The following is a 22,456-nucleotide window of genomic DNA, read 5'->3' on the forward strand; positions in this document are numbered from 1 at the left end:
TTACCGGGGCGCAGGAAGTTTTCACCCTGTTCCGGCAGTACCGGTCAGACGTTCCTTGCCGGGTTTCTTCAGGCGCTTGCCGCCCTGTACGCCGGTCACACCGGGGGCCTCGCCGATGAAGGCGGAGCTGAAGAAGTCCGGAAGCGAGTCGCGGCGGACCTGCATGAACATCTCGCCGACGGAAGGCGTCAGCCGAAGGTCCCAGGAAGGCACTTCCGCTCCCTGCGGGATATTGAAGCTATAAAAGCGGAAATCACGCGGGGCCAGATCGGTGAGGGTCACCGAGCCCCCGGCAAAATCGAGCGGAGTGACCGGGATGGAATAGCTACCCCCGATCGCGCGGCTGCGAAGTGTGTAGGAAACCGTCTGGATCTCACCGGCAGGGACTCCGCTGGCTTGCCCCGCAAAAACACCCACATAATAGGTGCCCGGCTTCAGCGGCCGGGTCGCGCCGGTCGCGGCGAGGAAGAAATTTCCGGTGGTATCCCGCCCGTTCGCATTGAGGGATGCGCCGGTGAAATCCGCGATCTGCGACCACACCGCGCCGGAAGGCCAGTCGGCCGCCATGGGATTGACCGTGGGCAAGGTGACCGGCGGCAAGCGGTCCCGGCGCACGGTGATTTTGACCGGCGCGGCGGTGCTGATCGAGTGCACGTCCACATACCAGCCGAGCAGTGCCGGGTCCTCCGGCACGATGACGCGGAAGTAGCGCCATTCACCCGCGGTCTGCCCGGTGACCGGGGCTTCGTAAGCATCGACCTGCGCGGTGGTAGCAACGATGTCGTGGAGCGTCAGCGTGAAGTTACCCAAGGGAACCTCCGGCTGATAGACGCCGACGTACCAGATATCCGCCTCGTGGTCGACACGCTGGAGGATGCCGGTGGTGCTGAAAAAATTCTCCTGGGTGATGGTGGCCGCGGAGGTGGCACCCAGGGTCTTCTGCTTCCAGGTGCCGGGCGCGAGGGCGCGCCGGATGGAGATCTTGGTATTTGGCGGGGCATCCGCGAGCTCAAGCTGCCAGCCCAGCGTGCCGAGCTGCGCGCCCATGTCCGGGACGCGGTAGTAACGCCAGCCGCTGCGCTGCGGCTGGTCGTTCTGGACCATGCCGCGGTAGCCGATATCGGTGATCTGCGGCGTGCCGGATTTCAGGTCGGCAGTGTAGGGACCGGAGCCGAAAAGGGTGATGAACCAAGTGCCGTTGGTCAGGTTCGGGGAGACCAGGGTGATGCTGTCATTCACCTCGCCTACCGCTTCGCTGATGGCGTCATTGTCATTTTCTCCGGGAACCGTCTGCTTCCGGACACAGAGGTTGGGATCGCCTGAAAGACGCGTCAGACTGAGGTCCCAGATGACCTGCTCGGCGGGCACCTCGACCCGGAACACACGGTAGGGCGAGCCGGTGACGGCGATATTCGGAACGGTGCCATCGAAGGCCATGTCCTCGATCGGCTCGATCCGCGAGTCCATCGAATAGACGGACCCGGGCTCCCCTTTCACGCTCACGTAGTAGCTATCCAGGCCTTCGCCGAGATAAGGCGGCACCAGCAACAGGCTGCCATTGCGCTTGCGGTCGGCCAGGGGGGTCGGTTTGAAGAGCGCCGGAATCTGGTTCTTGCGGACTCCCACGAGCTGCTGGCCGCCACGCATCCAGAGCGCCCAGGCGGGCACGTTCGGCGGCAGCGTCGCCTTGAAGAAGGACACGCCTTCCGGTCCCATCACGAGGTCGGCCACACCGCCGTTTTGCGCCGGTTCGCCGATGTTGTAGGCCCCGTCGCCGTTGATATCGGTGAAGGGCAGATTGCCCAGGTCCTGAACGTAGGGATCGCCGGAGACGAGGCTCCAGGCATTGTTCGCGCCGGTGGCGATCACCATCAGGTACCAGTTTTCGCCGGCATTGAAGTCCGGGGTGGCGAGCACGATGCCGTCGCTACCCACCCGGGTGGAGGCACGGGTGGTGGCATTTCCGATCGTCGGGATCTGGCCCTTGGCGAGGTAGAGTTGAGCCTCGCCCTGGGTCACGTTCAGGCGGGTCCGCCAGACGGGCGCGGTACGGGTATTCAGCCGGTAGTAATACTGTCCTGCGTCCGGCGAGGGCTGGCTGATGGCGTTGACACCCGCCTCGGTCGAGCCTTCATCCCAAGTCAATTGGGTGGGATCTTCCAGAGTATAGGCACCCGCGGGCACCAGCAGCAGAAATAGGGCGAAAACGATACGAAGCACCGGGAGAGGGCTGGGGATCATGGCGGGCAAGCTGGGGAATGCCCCGGCCCGGCAGACCGAAGTAGCCGGGGCGGGAGGCTAGGGCGAGAACCGGGGCATCCGCTCATTGTGAACCAACACAATGTTTCAAATAACCCGTAAGTTACGGCAAGGTTTATAAAAAAACCGCCCCGCAGCAAGACTTTCCATCCCGCTCACGCACGAATTCACAAAAACGTCACTTCCGTGATCCCGTAAGCTCGAACCGCTCGCGAAACCTGTGCGCCTCCGATGACTACGGCCGGGATGCCTGCCCGGTATTCCTCAACGGTAGCTCAATTGTGCGTCCACCTTCGCGTCGCGGTCGCTGGTGAAGCGGATCCAGTAAGCTTGGAAGGCGGCGGGGAATTCGTGGGTGAGGCGGTCCTTCACTGCGAAGGATTGATAGGGCACCCATAGGCCGGAGCCGGTGATGTCGATCTCGGCGGTGATGGTGGCGGGATGGTCGGCGGACAGGGCGAGCGACTTGCGGTCGAAGCCGGTCATCAGATAGGGATCGGAAGCTTGGCCGGCCTTGACGGGGGTGCTCTTCCACGGACCGCCTTGGCCGCGGGGCTTGCCGATTTTCCAGAGGTCGTCGATGGCTCCGGCCCAGAGGGCGGCTTGGCCGTCCTCGGAGCGGATGATGTGGGGATTCCCGGTCCCCTGCCCTGCCGCGATGCCGGTCATGATGAAGAGGCCGCGGTAGGAGCAGAAGTCGTGGACGAGGTGGCCGCTGCTGGCGATGGCGCGGGCCTTCGCGAAGCCACCGGCATTCTCCGCGGGCAATTCGTAGAAGGTTCCGGCGGCGTGGAAGAGATCGCGCTCGGTGGCGACTTCACGGCAGACGCGGAGATCGCCGAGCGGGCTGGCGGACTTCGCGGTGCCCTCGGGAAGACGCCAGCGCTTGCCCTTGTCATCGGTGTAGATCACGGAAGCCTCGTCGCGGGCCAAGACGCCTTGGGGAATGGCGGTGGTCCGGGCCGTGAATGCGGCCAGCGAAGCATCGCCGGACTTGCGGAGCTTGAGATCGGAATCCAATTCGTAGCCGCCGAGTTCCGTCTTCCCGGACATGGATAGCAGGGAGAGCGTGCGCTTGTTCTCGGCGCGGGCGCGGACCAAGCCGCCGGCGACATCCGCATCGGCGGTGGTAGCGAGGCCGCTGAAGATCGCATCCGGGGAATCGCCTCGGCGGTCTTCATTCGCATACTGGAAGAAGGCGGTGGCATTCTCCAGGGTGGTGTCGGAAACGAGGCGGATCCACGCGCCCTTGAGATCGGAGAGGTCGGTCCATTGGTGAGTCTCCTTGAGCGCGATCTCGCGGACCTTTCTCCAGGTGCCAATGCCGGCCTCGTCGATCTCGATGGAGATGATGGCGGGCTTGGCGGCGGAACTGCGGGTGAGATGCAGGCCCTTCCGGTCGTAGCCGGAGAAGAGATAGGCGTCGGAGGGCTTGCCCGGCTCCACCTTGTCGCGGCTCCAGACCGCGCCGCGACCGATGACCGGGCCGAACTGGTCGAGCTGCTCCGGGGTGGTGAACCAGAGATTGGATTGGGACTGTGGGGCGGTGATCTGGCCCTTGGCCTTGCGCTTGTTGATGAACTCGGACTTGGCGGTGTCATCGCAGCCGAAGACGAGGCGGTCGTTCCAGCGGCAGAAGTCGCCGACAACCTTGAGGTAATTCGAGCGCGGGGCGATGCCGGCGGAGGCGGCGGGGGTGAAGGTTTTCGGGAACTTCCAGAAGGTGCCGTGCATGGTCATCAGGTAGTCCTTCCCGCCGACATCGCGGATGCGCGGCCACTCGGTATTCCAGCCGTGCGAGCCATCATAGGAGTGCGAGCCCTTCGGCAGGCGCCAGAAGTGCCACGCTCCCTCATGAAGGCATGCCAGGATGAGCGAGCGGTAGTCCCAGCCGATCGACCAGACCGGGTCGGTAGCGGGCGATGGATTGCCCTCGATGCCGCCGGGGCCGGTGACTTCCGTGAACTGATTGCGGCGGACGACGGTCCAGGCGGCGGCCTTCCCGTCCCACTCCGCGAGCACGCCGGAAGGGATCTCGGGATTGGTAGCGCTTTCGCCGGAGTGGTCGCCGTTGTTGGCGTAGATCAGGCGGCCTTGGCCGGAGTAGAGGCCCTTGCCATGGTAGCCGGGGAGACCGGCCTTGCGGCCGCCCTTGAGCTGCTCATCGCGCCAGAGTTCGGTGACGGCGAGGGTCTTCACGTCCACCTCGTAGATGCCCTCTTCCATCGTGGCGTAGTAGATCTTGTTAGAAGCCTCGGTGAGATGGCGGGCATTGCCGGTAGGCCGGCCATACATCGCCGAGTACGGGATGGTCCTTACTTGTTGGTCGGCAGCGATGGCGTAGGGGCCGATGAAGAGCTGCTGGCTCTCCTTATGGATCATGCGGTTGGCGGGGGTGCCGCCGATGCTTTCGCTGCGGACGATCTGTTGGAGATCGGGAGTGATCTCGTAGAGTTTGTCGGAAGAGCCCTTCGGCGCGTGGGGCGCGTAGGTGATGACCCAGAGGCGGTCTGCCCATGGAACCACCGCGCCGGTGCCACATTCGCCCTCCTCATTGAAGGTGGCCAGGCCGGGGTAGATGCCGGAAAGCTGGACGGGCTCCGCGTGCAGGATAGCGGCGGCTGCGAGGAAAGCGGTGGCGAGAAACAGATTCATCAAGGGTGGAACGTCACCTTAGGATGTCTGCAAAGGGCGGAAGTAACACGGGATTTTGAGCGGAATTGCAGTTCTTGCCCAGTCGCTCCGAATTTCATGAGACTCGGGCATGGGCATCGAGATCCACCGGGCGACGGGCAAGGGCGTGCTGGACTATCTGGAAGACGCGGCGCGACTGCGGATCGAGGTGTTCCGGGAATTTCCCTACCTTTACGAGGGAGACGTCGAGTCCGAGCGGGAGTATCTCGGCGACTACGGCGAATGCCCGCGGAGCGTCTTCGTGCTGGCGATCGGCGATGGCAAGGTGGTGGGTGTCTCCACCGGCCTGCCGCTGGCGGAGGCGGATGAATCCTTCCAAGCGCCTTTCATCGCAGCGGGGATGCCGGTGGCGGAGTGGTTCTATTGCGGGGAGTCGGTGCTGGAGCGGGCGTGGCGGGGCAAGGGGATCGGCCACCGCTTTTTCGACGAGCGCGAGGGGCACGCGCGGGACCTGGGATTGGAGAAAACTTGCTTCTGCTCAGTGGCTCGCGCGGCGGACCATCCGCAGTGCCCCGCCGGTTATCGGTCGAACGACGTGTTTTGGAGCAAGCGGGGATATGTGAAGCAGCCGGGCCTGCGCGCGAGATTCGGGTGGAAGCAAGTGGATTCCGGCGAGGAAGAGGTGGCCAACGAGTTGGTATTTTGGACGAGGGAAGGATGAGCCCGGGCGGGCTTCCCCACGGGTTTTTCACATAAAGAATCTTTTGCGAGCGGCGTTTATGGGCTAGTGCCCTGATCAATGCGCTCTCGCTTTCCCCTCGCGGCCCTTGCGCTCGCGCTGCCCATGGCAGCCGCGGAGGAGCAGCCGGCGGATTTCGGGGAGGGTTTGAAGCAACTCGCGGCGCTGGGATTGCCCGAGATGAAGGATGCGCGGTGGGTGAAGGCTCCCGGCGGAGATGAGGAGGAACGTGCTCTCACGCAGTCCTACGAGTTCCGCGAAATGAATCTCAAGCTGCGCGGCGGGGTTTGGAAATTGGCCGGTGAGCCGGCGCGGATGATCGAGTTCGGAAGTGCCGCGGAAGTCGCCCCGGCTGGCGGGGAGGAGAAAGAAGACGCCGGGGAAGAGAAGGAGGAGGAACCGAGCCTGCTGCAGAAGATGCTGCGCAGCCACGCCTCGAAAAATCCGCCGAAAGAGGCCAGCGCCAAGGCGACGGATCCGCTCGAGGAGGCGGACTCGAAATCGATCTCGGAGGCGCTTGGCAAGGCCGAGATCGGCAAGAAACTCGCGGAACGTCAGGAGTACAGTCCGAGCGAGGTCCCGGGACGCCTGCTGATCTTCGCAGCGCAACTCCAGGCGGCGGGCAAGACCGAGGCGGCGAACCGGGTGGCGGCAGCGGTGTTCGCCCTGCCGCTCGACAAGGAGCAGGTGATCGACAGCGCGGTGAGCCAATTCGCCGATGTCGGCTACGAGGCTGCGACGAAGGCTTTTTTCGAGGATCGCGATTGGACGAAATACCGTGATGCGGTGAAGGCGCTGCTCGTCAAATACCCGCGCGGCTGGAAACGGGCGGGCGGCGTGGCGATGCTCGTGCCCGGCCTGGAGAAACGTGCGGCGGGAACGCGTCCGCCACCCCCTGCCCTGCCGGGTATCGAATTGAAGCCGGAGGCGGTCGCGGCGCTCGATCAGCTGCTGGATCCGCCTGCGGACCCGGATGCGCCCGATGACGACGCGCTGGCGCGTAGCCGCGGGATCGATCTGAGCCGTTTTCCTGCGGCCCAGCGTGGAGCGATCCTCCGGTCTCTGCGCGAGCAGGGGCTGGGAGATGAAGACGATTCCGGAAGCGGGCTGTGGCTGCTGGGCACCTCCGAGGCGAAGCCCGACGCCAATCCCGCAACGCGGCTGAAAGCGATGAAGATGGATGGCCTGATCGCGCTGGCTGCCGTGGCCGGGGACGAGACGCTGGTGGCCATGCCCTCCTCCAACACTCGCGACAGCTATTCCTACGGAAGGGATCGCTCGCTGGAGGAACTCGCGCGGGAAGCGTATGACAACATGACGAGGCCCCGGTCGCGCGGTGAGATCGTGACCTCGCTCTTGCAGGAAGTCTTGCCGGCGGGTGAGGACGATTCCGAGACGGATAGCGAATCGGTGGCGGCTTCGGCGGTGGAATTCTGGAAGACCCATCGCGGGGATTCGGAGGTGCAGCTCGCGGTGCTGTATTTGAATGAAGGGGACGAAGGCCAACGCTCGATGGCGGGCAACTTCCTGGCGAACCACGCCGATGCGGAAGCGCATGCGGCCTTTGAGAAAGCAGTGCTCGGATCGGGAGATCCGGGCGGCTTCGCGGTGGAGGTCACGGCCTATCTTGAGAAGCGCAAGGCCGCGGCGCTGCCATTCTTCGAAGCCTACTCGAAGGTGCTCAAGACGGCACTCGATGGCGTGGACGTGAAGAACATGGACTACGCGCGCGGGAACTATGCGATCCAGCAGGCCGGCAGCGTGGAGAAGTTCCTCAAGACGCTGGCCGTGAAAGTCGGCGCGACCTCGCTGAAGGAGCTGGTGGAGGCCGCGATGAAGTCGGGCGACGTCGCGGAGATGCAAGGCCTCGCTGCGGCCTTGGCCTCCACGCCAGTTCCCAAATGCTTGCATTTGGTGGCCGAGCCGGCGGCGAAGGCCACGCCCGAGGTGCTGATGCAGCTCCTCCAGGTGATCGTACAGCGGACCTTTCAGAACCGCAGGGAGCACAAGGTCAACGAAGAGCCGGCAGAAAAATTGCCGGGAGAAGTAATCGCGCTGTGGCGACCCTTGATCGAACGCGCCGAGCAGCTGCCGGAGATCGATCCCAAGAATGCCTACTTCCCCTCTTGGACGCGGGGCTACGGAGGCAAGACCTGCGGGGATGCCGTGGCGATGGCGCTGGAACTCAGCACCTATCCCGGCTCCGGCCCGGCGCTTAACCAGTATGCGGACATCAACGGCGGCGCCTTCAACACGGTCCTGCCCTTCGTGCGCTCGCGGGTTGAAGCGTGGACCGCGGGCAAGACCGCACCGGCCTGGCCGGACGCCGCCAAGGTGGGCGTGGAGCGCAAGAAGGAGATCGCTGCCAAGCTCGCGGAACTCCCCTCCGGCGAGCTGGCGGCCTTCGCGCAAGGGCTGCCGCCGGACGAGCGGATGGCGCTCGCGGAGATCGTCCGCGGTTACACCGCGGAGAATCCGGCCCCGCCCGGCGTTCTCGAACTGCGGCTCAAGGTGACCGGGCGCAGGGCCTACAACTTCCAGATGGATCATGACAACGCGATCCTCGACCAATTCGGGATCAGCGAAGGCTACATCGTGAGCGCCGACAAGATCGCGGAGTTGGGCGAGCGCCTGGCGCGTGAAGCGAAGGAACGCTCCGGCACCCAATTGGCCTTTTTCAGCGGACCGATGGGGCTGGGTGCCATCGCCTGTGCACAGCGCGCCGCGGATCCGCGGAAGGCCACGGTGCGGGGAAACCCGAGTCAATTGCCCCGCTACTTCGAGCAGTATGGGAATCCCGAGGCGCTAGTGATGCTCAGCTCCTCCCTCGGCTACGAATTCTGGAGCCTGAAGGAGGGCACGGTGAAAAAGGAGGAAAGCAGCGGGAACCGCGCGGGCTTGGAACGGCTCAAGACCGGCTTCGAGGAGAAGTTCGGGGTGCTTCCCTATCTCTCGATTCAAGTGCTGACCCGCGAGGACGCCGACAAGACGAACAACCCGGAAGAAGAGGAATAATAAAAGCCATGCCCGCCATTCTCGAACCCGCCGCCCGCTGGGAACAAGTGCAGGACCGCGCGCTCGCGATCCGCAAGGAAACTGCCCGCGTGATCGTGGGCCAGGACGCGATCGTCGAGCAGCTGCTGACCTCGCTGCTGTGCAAGGGGCACTGCCTCTTGGTCGGCGTGCCGGGCTTGGCGAAGACGCTGCTGGTCTCGACGCTCGGCCGCATCCTCGGGCTGAAGTTCCAGCGGATTCAATTCACTCCCGACCTGATGCCCTCGGATATCGTGGGCACGGAAATTCTCCAGACGGCGGATGACGGCTCGCGCGAATTCAAGTTCGCGCCGGGTCCGATCTTCGCGAACCTGCTGCTTGCGGACGAAATCAACCGGACGCCGCCCAAAACCCAGGCGGCGCTGCTTGAGGCAATGCAGGAAAAGCAGGTGACGGTGAACGGCGTTACCCGCCGCCTGGATGAACCTTTCACGGTCTTCGCGACGCAGAACCCGATCGAGCACGAGGGCACCTATCCCTTGCCGGAAGCGCAGCTCGATCGCTTCTTCTTCGAGCTGCGGATCGGCTATCCGACGATCGAGGAAGAGGAAGAGATCGTGCTGCGGACCACCGGCCGGAGCATCGCGGAACCGCAGACCTTGCTCGATGCGGCGGGAGTGCTGGACCTGCAGGATGCGACGCACGACGTGCCGCTGCCGGATTCGGTGGTGAAGGCAATTCTTAAACTCGTGCACTCGACGCGGCCCGATTCGATCCACGCGACGGCGGATGTCAGGAATTACGTTTCCTTCGGCGCAGGACCGCGGGCCTCGCAATGCCTGGCGCGGGCGGTGCGGGCATTGGCGCTGCTGAGAGGCAGGTCGTCGGCATCGATGGAGGAACTGAAGGCGCTGGCCCTGCCGGTGCTGAGGCACCGCGTGATCCCGAATTACAACGCCACGGGTGAAGGGATCACGACGGATGCGATCGTGGAGAAACTTGCGAGCGCCTTGTGATGTCCCGGCGAAACAGACTTGTCGCTTTGAGGCCAATGCCCCCTCAACCGATCCCTTGAAAGCCTACAAATACCTCAAGCCGGACGACATCCGCCGCCTGAAGAACTACGAGTTCGGGGCGAAGGCGATGGTCGAGGGATACCTCTCGGGACGACATCGATCGAAGCAGCGCGGCTCGTCGATCGAGTTCCACGAATTCCGCCAATACACGCCCGGCGATGATCCGGCGCAGGTGGACTGGCGGGTCTACGCGCGGAACGACAAGCTCTTCCTGCGCACTTACGAGCAGGAGACGAATCTCGAGTGTCATCTCTTCCTGGATTGCTCCGCCTCGATGGGCTTCCCGGAAGGGACCGAGCGGCTGAGCAAGCTGGAATACGCGTCCTTCTTCGCCGCCTGCCTGTCGTGGTTGGTGATCTCGAAGAACGACCGCGTGTCGCTGACGATGTTCGACGATGGCATCCGCCGCTTCCTGCCACCGGGCTCGACGCGCAAACACCTGAACGAACTGCTTACGACACTTGAGAAAAACGAACCCGGCAAGGGCACCTCGATCATCGAGGCTTTGAAGAAAGCCGCACCCCTGCTCAAGCGCCGCGGCACGCTGGTGCTGCTGTCGGATTTCTTCTGCGATCCCGCCGAGCTTTTCACCGCGCTGAATCCCTATCTGCACCGCGGCTTCCGCGTGCATCTCTTCCACCTGCTGGACCCATCGGAGATCGACCTCGGCGACCGCGGGCTCTCCCGCTTCGTGGACATGGAGAGCGGCGAGCGCCTGATCGTGCACCCGCAGTCCCTGCGCCAAGCGTGGAAGAATCACATGCAAGAACACGTCCGTTCCCTGCGCGCGCTCGCCGCCTCGCGCCGAGCGGACTACGCGATGATCCCCACGACCGAATCCTACTTCTCTCTGCTCGACCGGCTTAGGCACTGAAGCCATCGGAAGTTCCAAGTGAAAAGTGCCAAGTTCCAATCATGAGTCTCTTCTTCATCACACTTCCGTTTAGAAATTAGTGCTTAGCCATTAGTAATTTCTCCGATGTCTTTGTTTTTCCAGCACCCGGCTCTCTTCGGTCTCCTCGCCCTCGGCGCGGTGCCGTTGCTGGTGCATCTGCTGTCGCGGGCGAAGCCGCCGCAGTACCGCTTCTCGAACGTCGAGTTCCTGAAAAAGGTGATGCGCCTGACCTCGCGCTTGCGGAAGCCGAAGGACTGGCTGCTGCTGGCGCTGCGGACGCTGGCAATCCTCGCGATCGTCGCGGCATTCCTAGGGCCGATGCTCTTGTCGAAGAACGCGCCGCTGCCGGGCGAAAAGCGGACCGTCGTGATCCTGATCGACCGCTCGGCATCGATGGCGGCGAAGGAGGGAGCGGCAAGCCGTTTCGAGGCGGCCTGCGCGGCGGCGGGCGAGATGCTGGAGTCGGGCAAGCCGGACGCGGCGAATATCGTGTGGATCGATGCCGCGCCGGACGCAGTGTTTCCCGATCCAGCGCCCAACCGCGAGTTCCTGGAGGAGGAGCTGACCCGCGCCGCACCGCGGCCGGAAGCGGGAGCGCCCGATGCGGCGCTGGAGCTGGCGCTGCGGCAATTGGCCGGGGCCCAAGGGCGCAAGGAGTTGATCGTGATTTCGGATTTCCAGGCGACGGCGTGGAAGGGCTTTTCGCCCGTAGTGCCGCAGGGTGTGGAACTGCAGATGGTGCCGGTGGCCAAGGAGGACGCGCCGAACATGGCGGTGACCTCGCTGGTGCCGCTGCCCGCCGCGCCGGTGGCCGGCCAGCAATTAGTCGCGCAGTGCCGGGTGGCGAATCATTCGGACGAGGCGCGGCGGGTCTCGCTGACGCTTGATGCAGGCGGCTCGCGGCAATCGCAGGCGCTCGACCTGCCGCCGCGGGGCGAGGCGGAGGCGGCCTTCACGGTGCGCTGCCCGACCGCGGGGCTGATGCCGCTGACGGCGGAGATCGATGCCGATTCCTTCCCCGGCGATGACAAGCGGCATGCGGTGGTGCGGGTGCGGGAATCGATCCGCCTGGCGATCACCGGTCCGCCGGATTCGCCCGCAGCGCAGACGCTGGCGCGGGTGGCGAAGGCGCTGCCGTGGCTCGAGGCGCTGCCGCTGGGAAGCGAGGGCAAGATTCCTGCCTGCGAGATCATCTGCCTTCCCGGCTGGGACGGCAGTGCACCGGAGAAGCTGAACGAATGGGTGGAGCAAGGTACTGCACTTATCGTATTTCCCGGTCCCGCCGCCCCCGCTTCCTCCTTGGCAACCCTCTTCCACGTGCCTGCGGATCCGGCCGCGGAGGCTCCGGGCCTGGAGACTTCGGAGACGGGCTGGGAAGCCTCGCCGGTGGCGGAGCGCCCGGCCTTCCGCTTGTTCGCGGGAGGAGAGTTTGGGAACCCTCTGGGCGGGAAGTTCAAGCAAAGGACCCGGATGAGCGCACCCGGACCGGCGGATATCATCGCGCGCTTCAGCGACGGCAAGCCGGCGCTCCTGCAGGCGAAAACGAGACCTCTGATGGTGAGCAATTTGTCGCTCGATCCGGCTGTTTCAGCTTGGCCCGCCGAGCCTGCGTTCCTACCGGGAATCGCAGAGCTGCTTTTGCACCTGCTGCCAAGCAAGGCAGCCGAAGGTTTCGAGGTGGAGGCGGGTGGCAAGCTGGCTTGGACGAATCCCGCGGGGGATGCGGCGGGCACGCCGGTTTTGCGGGCTCCGGATGGCTCTGCCTGGCCCTTGGTGGCGGCGGGTGAGACTTGGCATAGCGATACGCCCGCGGTGCCGGGCATCTACCAGTGGCTGGTCTCCGAGCAGCCGGTGCACCTCAGCGCTGTGAATTTCCCAGAAAGCGAGTCGCGGCTCAAGCCGCTCGACGCCGTGCCGGACGCCGGTCCTGCTGCGGCATCGGGCAAGGCTGCGGCACGCGCCGCGCTCGCCGGAGGCATGCCGCTGTGGCCCTGGTTGATGGCGGCAGCACTCGCGCTCTTGTTAGTGGAAGGAGTCATCGCGGGATGGAGGCCCGCCGCACGCAACGCATGAACCCTCCCCTGCCACTCCCGTTCCTGATTCCCGCCCTGCTGTTAGCGCTGGCGCTGGTGGATTGGCTGTCATGGCGCGGTTCGGAAGGACTGCCGGTCACCAAGCGCGTGACCCTGCTGGTGCTGCGCATGGCCGGCGTGGCTGCGCTCTGCGTGATCCTGCTCAATCCCGGCAAGTGGATACGCCCCAGCGAGGACCGCGAACGGCCGTGGCTGGTGATGCTCGATCGCTCGGCATCGATGTTGCAGCCGCTTGAAAAGGGCAGCCGCTTCGATGCCGCGCTCGACCTCGCACGACAGGCCAGCACGGCGGCGGCACGGCGCGAGATCCCGCTGCTGGCCCACCTTTTCGATACCACCGCTGCGCCCCCCCTTGAGACGCCGGCAAAGATCGATCCACCGGACGGCCAAGGCACGGACCTCCACGGCTCCCTCAAACGGCTGATCGGCGAGGCCGCGGCGGCGGGCGATTCCTATGCAGGCGTGATTGCCCTGACTGACGGACGCCAGACCGCCGAGCCCTCCGATGCCGAACTCGAATCGCTGGCGCTGCGCTTGCGCTCGCGCAAGACGCCTTTCCATGCCGTGGCCATCGGTGCGGGCTTGCCGGTGCGCGATTTGATCGTGCGCGCGACGCGGCCGACGGTGACGGTTTTCAAAGGCCAGAAGGCACGGATTCCTTTCTCTGTATCGGTCGAAGGCATGGGTCCACAGAAGCCCGAGGTCCGGGTGCTGGCGGAGGACGGCAAGGAACTGGCCAAGCTTTCAGTGGAGGTAGCCCCGGGAAAGCCGGCCTTTTCCTTCGTCGAGCTGGATGCCCCCGCGGCCAGCAGCCGCTGGACCATCGAGACCGCGGCGCTGCCGGATGAAACGAATCCCGGCAACAACCGCGCGCACGCGAACGTGCGCTTGTTAGATTCGAAGACGCGTGTCTTCCTGGCGGAGGGAGCGCCCTACTGGGACAGCAAGTTCCTGGCGCAGCTCTTGCGGCAGCAGACGCAGATGGAGGTCCACTCGGTGCACCGGCTTTCGGAGGAGCGCTACTTCCGGATCGACTCCGGGGAGGCGGAGCCGAGCGAGACGCCCAAGGCGGTCTTTCCGGAAACACTGGAGGAACTCTCGCGCTACGATCTGGTGGTCTTCGGGAAGAACGTGGATTCCTTCCTGACGCCGACGCGGCTGGACGCGCTGCGGGCCTACGTGCGCGATCACGGCGGCGCGGTGCTCTTCGCGCGCGGCAAGCCGGTGACGGGAAACCTCCCTGGACTGGATTCGCTGGAACCGGTGACTTGGGGAGCGACCACCGTGGGAGACTTCCGTTTTCTGCCATCCGCGGATGGCGAGGCGGCGGGGCTCTTCGGCGAGGCGCTGCCAGCACCCGGGGCCTCGCTCTGGAATGCCCTGCCGACGCTCAAGGACGGACGCATGATTTCGAGCGTGAAGCCCTTCACGCGTGTCTTGGCGAACGGTCGCGACGAGGGCGCGACCGGTTTTTCGAAGGACATCCCGGCGCTGCTGGTGCGGCGCTATGGCCAAGGGGTCTGCGGCACGGTGAACGGCGACGGGTTGTGGAAGTGGGACTTCTATCCGGAAGCGCGCGAACTCGGGAACATGTACGAGGACTTCTGGACGCAGCTCATCCAGTGGATGGCCTCGTATTCGGAGTTCCTGCCGGGCCAGGATTTCTCGCTGCGCTTGCCGGCGCTACGTGGCCGCGCGGGCGATCCAGTGGCGGTGACAATGTCCTTCCGGGGCAGCGGCGCACCGCCATCGCCAGTGCTGCGCGTGCTCTCGCCCGAGGGCAAGACGACCGATCTGAAGCCCGCCGCGTATCCCGATCCTGGCGGTCATCCGCAGTGGCGAGCATCCTTCACACCGGATGCACCGGGGGCGTGGAAGTTGGCCGTGGTGGATCCGCGGGAGAAGGCGGCTCCCGCTCCGGAGGCGAGCTTCACGGTCCCCGCACCGCCGGCGGAGGGTGACGATCTGGCGGCCGACCCGGAGTTCCTGGGACGCTTGGCGGATGCCAGCGGCGGCAGCCTGATCGCGCCGGGGGACTTCGCGGCTTTCTTGGAAAAGTCTTTCACCCCGGAACCGCCGACGGCGCGCAGCAGCGGCGCGGTCTGGGAGCCCTCGTGGCCGCGCTGGCCGCTGGCCCTGCTGATCGCGGCAGTGCTGGGGGCGGAGTGGTATTTGAGAAGGAGGCAGGGGCTGGCGTGAATCCGGAACTGCACAACGAACACAAAATGGTAGTATTCTCTTCCACCTCATGAACTTCACCTCATCCCTCAACCGCATCCGCCGCTGGCGGCGCTTCGGGCGTTGGCTGGCGGCGCTCTTGGGCGCGGCGGCACTTGCCTGCGTGCTGGCCTTGGCGGCGGGGTTGGCGGATGCGTGGTTCGGATTCGAGACATCGCCGCGGATGGTCGTGGTGAAGACAGTGCTGGTAGTAGCCGGAGTGGTGGCGTTGATCGCCTTGCTGCGGGCGAGCATCTATTCGCGGCGGCTTGGCGCGGAGACGGCGGATGATCTGTTAGGTTCGCCGCGGCGGCCCGCGACGGCAACGCTGGGGCTGGATCCCGGGCAAGAGGAGACCCCGCTGGCGCGGCACCTCGCGGGAAGGGCCAAGGAGGAGGCGGCGAAGGATTTGGCAGCGATTCCCGCCTCGCGGATCATCGGTTGGAGGAAGGTCGGATTGGCGGCGGCACTGCTTGTTCTCGCGATTCTTCCGGCAGGGGTTCTGGCGATAGCAAAGCCGGAGGCGACGCGCGCGGTGGCGACGCGTCTGATGCAGCCGGGCACGGATCTTCCGCCCTGGAGCCCGCTGAAATTCGCGGTCGAGCCGGCGGCGCTCACGGCGGTCTATGGCGGGGAGTTGCCGCTGGCGGTGGAGATCACCGGCGCGGCGCTGGCCCACCCGGTGGAACTGCTGGTGCGGCGGCCGGGCCGGAACGAAGTACTACGTCTGCCGTCGTTCCGGGAATCGCAGACGCGCTTTTCGCGGAAGCTGGATGCCCTGACGGAGCCCGTGCAAGTGGCCTTCGCCTGCGGGCGGGCGCGCTCGGTCTGGATGCCGGTCGAGTTGCTGCTGCAGCCGAAGGTGCTGGCGGGTAAGGTGACCATCACTCCGCCTGCCTACACGGGCCGCGAGGCGGTGACCGCGCCGCTCGACACGAACGAGATCGCGGCGCTGGAAGGCGCGGCAGTGAGCCTGGAGCTTTCCAGCAATCGCCCGCTCGCGCCCTCGGCGGCGGTCTTCACGCCGGCCACGGCTCCAGGAGTCGAAGCGGTGCCGGAGGAGATCGCGGGCGAGGTGGTCGCCAGCGACACAATCGCTTTCCGCTGGACAGCAACGCGACCGGGCAAGTTCTCGGTGCTGCTCAAGGACCTGCGCGGCACGCCGGCAGCAGCTGCGGTGGAGCTCAACGTCAAAGCCCTGCCCGACGCGGCACCAGTGGTGGATCTGGCATCGCCGCCGCGTTTCCTGCTGGCCACTCCCGGCACGACCCTGCGCCTCGCGGGCCGGGCGGAGGACGACAACGCTCTCGCCAAGGTGCAATTGGTGCGGACCCTGCAAGGCTTCCGCGACCGCTCGCGGGTGGTGGCTCCGGCGCTCAAGGACAAGAACTACGATTTCGCCGATGCCGTGGAGCTGTCGCGGCTGGGCGTGGTGCCGGGCCAGACAATCGAGCTCTTCCTGGAGGCCTCGGATCACAATCCTTCGCTGTTAGGCCAAGGTGCTTCGGAGATCTCGCGGGTGCAGATCATCTCGGAGGACGACTACGCGGCGCGGATCCGCGCGAAGACGACGCTGGAACAATTCAGCGCCCGCTACACCGCGATCGCGAAAGCTTTCCAAGAAGCGAAGGACGCCTTGGACGCAATGGACAAGGCGGCGGATCTGAACGATCCGGCCGCGGCGGATGAAGCGCGGAAGAAGGCCATGGCGGCGCACGAGCGGGCGGCCGCCCTTCTCCAACAACTGGCCGATGACTTTCCCGCTTTCCAGTTGGAGAAGCGCTTGAAGGAGTTGGCTGAGAAGGGCGCGGCGGACGCGAAGGCGAATCTCGAAGAGCTCGGGAAATTCGATCCGAAGGGCACCGAGGCCGAGCAACGGCGGGCGATCCGCGAGATGAAAGAGCGGCTGGGCGCGCGGGAAGAAGAGCACCGTCAATTGCAGGCGGACGCCAGGCAGGTCGCGGAGGCAGGCAAGCTGATGGAGATGGCGGCGAAGTTCCAACAGATCTATCAGAACCAGGTTTCGATCACGAATCGCATCAAGACCATCGCGAAGGAGATTCACCAGGGCAACGACCAGAACCGCCGCTTGCTGTCCTCGCTGGCCGAAACGGAGGAGAAGAACCGCCAGGCGCTGGATGAGTTTGCGGCGGAATTGCAGAAGCGGGCGGAGTCGCTGGGCGATCCGGCGCTCGCGCCCCTGAAGGACTCCGCGCTGAAGTTCCTGGAAGATCTCAAGCAGGCGAACGCGCAGTCGGCGATGGACGGTGCGGCGCAGGCGGGCAAGCAGGGCGATGCGAACGGTTCCTTCACCCAGGCAGAGCTGGCCCGGTCGCTGTTAGAGGGGCTGATGCAGAAGGAGAACGATCCCTTCGCGCAGGCCTGCAAGGGGCAGTGCATGCAGTTCTCTGTCGCGCCCGATGTGAATGGCACGATGCAGCAGATGCTGGAGGGCCTGATGTGTCAGAACCCGGGGATGTCGCCGAACCAAGGCCAAGGCGGCGGCGGAATGGGCGGCGGCGGCACCGGCCCGACAGGGAATGCCGCGCCGGGCTTCGCGATGCCGGACGTGCCGGTGGTCGGCCCGCAGCGGATGATGTTCGAGCCCGCCTCGCTGGGCGGCAGTGCCGACGGCAAGGGCCAGACGGGGCCCGGAAAACCGATGGCGACCGCAGCGGAATCCGAGACGATGAAGCCGGTGGAGAAGCCACGGGAAACGCAGTCCGCCCCGGATCCGGAGATGGTTCCGGAAGGGTATCGCGAGGCGGTGAAGAAGTATTTTGAACCGGAGGGATGAACCCTGAATAGCGAACGCTGAACTTTGAATGATTTGACGGAGACCCCAACCACAAGATCCATGAAACATCTCCTAGCCATCGCCAGCCTTGCGCTGGCCCCGCTTCTGCCCGCCAAGGAAGGCGCGGTCGAGTGCGGCAACCTCATCTACGCCGGCACCAAGACCTCGAAGTGCTTCAGCGACGAATTCCTGTCCACAGTCCAGCAGAAGACTTCCATCGCGACCGAGCGGCGCTTCAAGCCGGTGAAGCTCGCCTCGGATGAACTCTTCAAAATTCCCTTCGTGATCATGACCGGTGAAGGCGACTTCACCCTGGCCACCGAGGAGCGCGAGCACTTGAAGAAGTACCTGGAGAACGGCGGCTTCCTGCTGGCCTCCGCCTCCTGCTCGAACGAGGCTTGGGACGGGGCCTTCCAGCGCGAGTTGAAGCGGCTCTTCGGCAACGACTGCCTGAAGGACATCCCGATGGACCATGAGATCTTCAAGACGATCTTCCCGGTGAAGGATCTCAAGCTCGCGAAATCCAGCGGCGAATCGCGCCTGCGCGGCGTCTTCCGCGATGGCAAGATCGTGGTGGTCTATTCCAACGACGGCCTGAACGACACCTCGCACACGGAGGGCTGCTGCTGCTGCGGAGGCAACGAGATTCAGAATTCGATGGAGATCAACGCCAACATCCTCGCCTACGCCTTGCTGCACTGAGCGATCCCGCTTTTCCCCCGCCGCGTGAAACGGAGCCTGCTCGCCATCCTGCTGCTCGTCCTACCCCTCAAGGGGCAGGAGGGCGATGCCGTGCAAGCGGTTCTCAAGGAGTTGAAGGCGGGCAAGCCGGATGCTTCCCTGTTAGAGAAAAGCGTACCGCTGCTGGCCGATCCGGCGGGGCGCAACATGGTCCGCAACGCGATCCTGGCGATCGATCCTTTTCCCTCCGGATCGATGGTGGAGCTGCTCTCGAACCCGGCGCTGGCGGTGCGTTTGGGCGCGCTCGAGTTGCTGGAGGAGAAGGCGGGCGGCGATTTCGCTTACAACCCCTGGCTCGCGCCGGGCGATCCGGAGAACGAAGGTGCCTCGGCGCGTTGGAAGCAGTGGGCCGGCGAGAAGCCTTCCACCGCGGCGAGGAAGGATCTGCTGGGCGAGGAGCAGCGCCGCGGCTACCTGCGCGACCTGCTGGGCACCGACGCCGACAAGGCGACGCGAGCACGGCGGATGCTCGAGGCGGACGGGCTCGGGGCGGTCGGCTTCCTGGAAACTTTCCTGGCAGGTTCCCCCGCCCTACCGGCGGGTAGCCGCTCCAAAGTACGGGAAGCGCAGTATCAGATCGTGCTGTCGCGGTCCCTTGGGCCGCAGGCGGCGGCGATGGCCCGGCAGCTTGCCTTCGGCAGCCGCGACCAGACACTGTCGGCGCTCGGCACGCTGCGCGGCGCGGGCCTGGCGGCGCTGCCGATCCTGCGGGATTTCATCCAGCACCCGGACCCGCTGGTGCGGGAAACCGCCATCGATGCGATGCTCTCCTCCGGCGGCGCGCAATCGCTCGCGGTGGTGGGACCGGTCCTGGCCAAGGAAGCGGATGTGAATGTGGTCCACGGAGCGCTCCGCCGCTTGAAGGATATCTCTGGCGACGACTCGCTCAAAATTGCCGCTTCTTTCCTGACGCACGACGACGAGGACCTGCTCGTCTCCGCCGTGCAGGCTTGCCTGAAGCTGGCGGGCGGCGAGACCGGCCAATCGCACTTCTCCAGCGGCAACCGCGCGAAGGCCCCGGCAAGCGTGGTGAAGGAAGCGGTCAACGAAGCGGTGCTGAAGCTGCTAACAGATCCGCGCTGGCGGGTGCGCACGGCGGCACTGGAATATGTGACCGCCTGCAAGGTCAGCGAGGCCAAGCAGCGTTGCGTGGAGTTGTTGGAGGATCCGGACGAGTTCGTGCGCTTCAGCGCGATCAAGGCGGCTGCCGCAATCCATGCGGAAGGCGCGGCGGCGAAGCTGAAGGAGATGATGATGAAGGATCCGGCGATGACCGGTCCGGTTTTCGAAGGCTATTCGGCCCTCGCGGGCGCGCCGGACGAGGAGATGCTCGCGAAGCTGGCGGCCTATCCGCCGGACGCGCGCCTGGCGGCGGTGCGCGCCGCGGAGACCAACCCGGAATTGGCCGATGTGGTGATGCGCTTCGCAAACGATCCGGACCTCGACGTGTCGTGCGCGGCGATCCGCTTCCTCGCCGCGGACGAGAACCGGGTTAAGACCGCGAAGGTGGCCAGCGTGCTGGTCGCAGCCCTGCGCTCGGGAAGCCCGGAGAAGCGGTCCGCGGTGCTCGATCGCCTGGACCTCCCGGCTGCCAGTGCCACGGTGGACCCCGAGCTCAGCCGTCTGTTGACGGGTCTTGCCCCGGGCAGCGGGGAGAAGACGACGCTCGATCCGCTTTACGATGCGCTGCTCAAAGCCGCCGGGCAGCAGGAGGCGAATGTCCCGGCCGCGCCGCAGGTGGCCGTGATCCCCGGCGCACAGGGCGAACTGCTCAAGGCGATTGCCGAGGTGGCCAAGGGCGATGCCCCGGAGTCATTCCGCGCCGCTCTCTGCCTTTCGAAAGCGGGCGATCCGGACGGCTTGACGGTTCTAACAGGGAGACTGCCGCAGCTCTCGACCGCGCAGCGCGCCTCGATCGCCGAACAACTTTACAGCCCGAAGCGCAAGGAAGCGCTGGAGTTGCTGAGGCTCCTGCTGCGCGATCCATTGGACGAGATCCGCACGGCAGCAGCGGGCTCGGCGATGTCAGCGGAGGAGACACCGGCCTTCGTCTCGATGGTCTTGGAGGAACTGACCGCTCCTGAGACCAAGCTGAAACCTCACGAGATCTACGGCTACCAATTTGAATCCGCGGCGCGGCAGAGCAATAGCTCGAAGGTCGTGAAGGCCTGGGCCACCAAGATCGCGGCAAATGACAACTCAAGCGGCCCCCTGCGGATCCTCGCCCTGGTGGCCATGCGCCACGGCATGCCCGCCGCCGCGGTGGAGCCGACGCTGCGGTTGGCGAAGTCCTCGAGCGACCGCTGGGTGCGGCGGGCGGCGTGGCACGCGCTGGGGACCTCCGGCACCGCGGCGTTCCGCCAGAATCTCGAAACGCTCGCGGCCGATCCGGCACCGCAGGTGCGGACGGTGCTGGCGGATGTGAACAGCAAGGCTGAGTCTGCCTGGCACCATCGCTTCGATGACACGCGCTCGATCCGCGACACCAATTGGTTTTCCGATCGCAGCTCGCGGCGCTTGTCCACCGAGGCGAAGGAGTGGCTTGTGAAATTGGCGGCCGTCGATCCTGCGCCGGAAGTCCGTTTCGAATCGCTGCTGGCCCTGCTCTCCCAAGGTCAGCAAATCGATGCGAACGCCTTTGCCGCACTGATCGCGCAGCAGCCGGAGGAAAGCCGTGCATCCCACCGGGTGGCGGATTGGATGGGTGACAATGTCTCGAGGCTCGGACCGGGCTTGGCACCGGTCGCGGCGGCACTGGATACCTCGCAGGTCGAGCCGGAGAAGATGCACTCGCTCGCGATGATGCTCGCCCCGAAAACAGACGGCGGCGGATTCGCGAGCTTCGCGGCACTGGTCGCCGGAGCAGCGGCTGCGGAAGCCGCGCCCCAGCAAAAGGCGGTGGAGGAAGAGCCGCAGAAAGTCGATCGGGAGTCTCTGAAGATCGTCTATTTTTACAAGCCGGGCTGTGCGGAGTGCGAGAAGGCGACGCAGTTGTTAGAAACGGTGAAGAGGGACTTTCCGCTGCTGACGGTGGAGCGCCACAATTGGCAGGATGCGAAAGAAATCGCCTACCTCGAAGCCTTGGCCAACCGTTTCCAAGCACCGTCCAGCCCGCGTGTGGCCCCGGCGATCTTCAGCCAGGGCGGCTACCTGATCAAGGACGCGATCGTGCCGCAGGCCCTGGGCAAGCTGCTGGTCAACACGATGGCGATGCCCCAGGACGATTCGTGGATTGCCGTGGCAGAGCCGGAGATCGCGAAGGCCGTCGAGGCGGTAGAAAAGAAATACGACGCTTTGACGATGCCCATCGTACTTGGCGCGGGCTTGGCGGACGGGGTGAATCCCTGCGCCTTCGCCACGATCATCTTTTTCCTCTCCTACCTGCAGGTCGCGCGCCGGACACCGCGGGAGATGCTGGCGGTTGGCTTCGCCTTCATCCTGGCGGTTTTCCTGGCCTATTTCCTCGCGGGGCTGGCCCTGCACAAGATCCTGGAGCAGGTCACGGACAAGGTCGCGGGCTTCAAGAAGTATCTCGATTGGGCCTTCGGCGGGCTGGCATTGCTGGCGGCCCTGCTGTCATTCCGGGATGCCTTCAAGGCGCGGGCGGGCAAGCTCGACGAGATGACCTTGCAGCTGCCGGGCTTCCTGAAGGACCGCATCCGCGGCGTGATTCGTAGCGGGGCGAAGGCGCGGAATTTCGTGATCGCCGCCTTCCTCGCGGGCTTCTTCATCTCATTCCTGGAGCTGGCCTGTACCGGTCAGGTTTACGCGCCGATCATCTACAGCATCCAGCAGGGGAAGAAGGATGCCGTGATGTGGCTGCTGGCCTACAACCTCGCCTTCATCCTGCCGCTGGTGGTGATCTTCCTGCTGACCTTCGCGGGGATGAGCAATAAGGTCCTGATCGGTTTCCAGGCCAAGCACACCTTCGCCGTAAAGATAGCGCTGGGCCTCGTCTTCGTGGCGCTGGCCTGGGTGATCTTGTTCGGATCACGGTTCCTCCACGGTTGA

The 22,456-nt window shown here is 65.2% G+C and carries 11 protein-coding genes; 9 read left to right on the forward strand and 2 right to left on the reverse strand.

Features of this window, described 5'->3' with window-relative positions; translation table 11 throughout:
• Window positions 1-21: 21 nt before the first annotated feature.
• Complete coding sequence (locus tag ABWK72_RS10265) at window positions 22-2,241, reverse strand: hypothetical protein (protein ID WP_367874698.1); 2,220 nt, start codon at window positions 2,239-2,241, stop codon at window positions 22-24.
• A gap of 282 nt (window positions 2,242-2,523) precedes the next feature.
• A complete protein-coding gene (locus tag ABWK72_RS10270) occupies window positions 2,524-4,914 on the reverse strand; it encodes a hypothetical protein (RefSeq protein WP_367874699.1) in 2,391 nt (796 codons plus the stop codon).
• A 109-nt stretch (window positions 4,915-5,023) separates the two neighbouring features.
• On the opposite strand from ABWK72_RS10270, the gene ABWK72_RS10275 reads away from it, so the two are divergent.
• The 9 genes from ABWK72_RS10275 to ABWK72_RS10315 all read left to right on the forward strand — a co-directional run bounded on the left by ABWK72_RS10275 (window position 5,024) and on the right by ABWK72_RS10315 (window position 22,456).
• Window positions 5,024-5,614, forward strand: a complete 591-nt coding sequence (locus tag ABWK72_RS10275) for a GNAT family N-acetyltransferase (protein ID WP_367874700.1) — start codon at window positions 5,024-5,026, stop codon at window positions 5,612-5,614.
• Between the two features lie 78 nt (window positions 5,615-5,692).
• Entirely contained in the window at window positions 5,693-8,647 is a 2,955-nt protein-coding gene (locus tag ABWK72_RS10280; RefSeq protein ID WP_367874701.1) for a hypothetical protein, read from the forward strand.
• Window positions 8,648-8,655: 8 nt separating this feature from the next.
• Window positions 8,656-9,642 (forward strand): AAA family ATPase, encoded by a 987-nt coding sequence (locus ABWK72_RS10285; protein ID WP_367874702.1) that lies wholly within the window; start codon window positions 8,656-8,658, stop codon window positions 9,640-9,642.
• Window positions 9,643-9,697: 55 nt separating this feature from the next.
• The gene (locus ABWK72_RS10290; RefSeq protein ID WP_367874703.1) at window positions 9,698-10,576 is read left to right on the forward strand and encodes a DUF58 domain-containing protein; all 879 of its coding nucleotides are present in this window, start codon (window positions 9,698-9,700) and stop codon (window positions 10,574-10,576) included.
• Window positions 10,577-10,681: 105 nt separating this feature from the next.
• On the forward strand, window positions 10,682-12,670 hold the full coding sequence (locus ABWK72_RS10295; protein ID WP_367874704.1) for a BatA and WFA domain-containing protein: 1,989 nt from the start codon (window positions 10,682-10,684) through the stop codon (window positions 12,668-12,670).
• Window positions 12,667-14,889, forward strand: coding sequence for a hypothetical protein (locus tag ABWK72_RS10300; protein ID WP_367874705.1), 2,223 nt, complete (start codon window positions 12,667-12,669; stop codon window positions 14,887-14,889). The genes ABWK72_RS10295 and ABWK72_RS10300 overlap by 4 nt, the downstream gene beginning before the upstream one ends.
• A 49-nt stretch (window positions 14,890-14,938) precedes the next feature.
• On the forward strand, window positions 14,939-17,704 hold the full coding sequence (locus ABWK72_RS10305) for a hypothetical protein (protein WP_367874706.1): 2,766 nt from the start codon (window positions 14,939-14,941) through the stop codon (window positions 17,702-17,704).
• A gap of 60 nt (window positions 17,705-17,764) precedes the next feature.
• Window positions 17,765-18,406, forward strand: coding sequence for a DUF4159 domain-containing protein (locus tag ABWK72_RS10310; RefSeq protein ID WP_367874707.1), 642 nt, complete (start codon window positions 17,765-17,767; stop codon window positions 18,404-18,406).
• Between the two features lie 24 nt (window positions 18,407-18,430).
• Window positions 18,431-22,456: a HEAT repeat domain-containing protein gene (locus ABWK72_RS10315; RefSeq protein ID WP_367874708.1), complete on the forward strand. Its 4,026-nt coding sequence runs from the start codon at window positions 18,431-18,433 to the stop codon at window positions 22,454-22,456.

Source organism: Luteolibacter sp. Populi, assembly GCF_040801775.1.
Classification (GTDB): domain Bacteria; phylum Verrucomicrobiota; class Verrucomicrobiia; order Verrucomicrobiales; family Akkermansiaceae; genus Haloferula.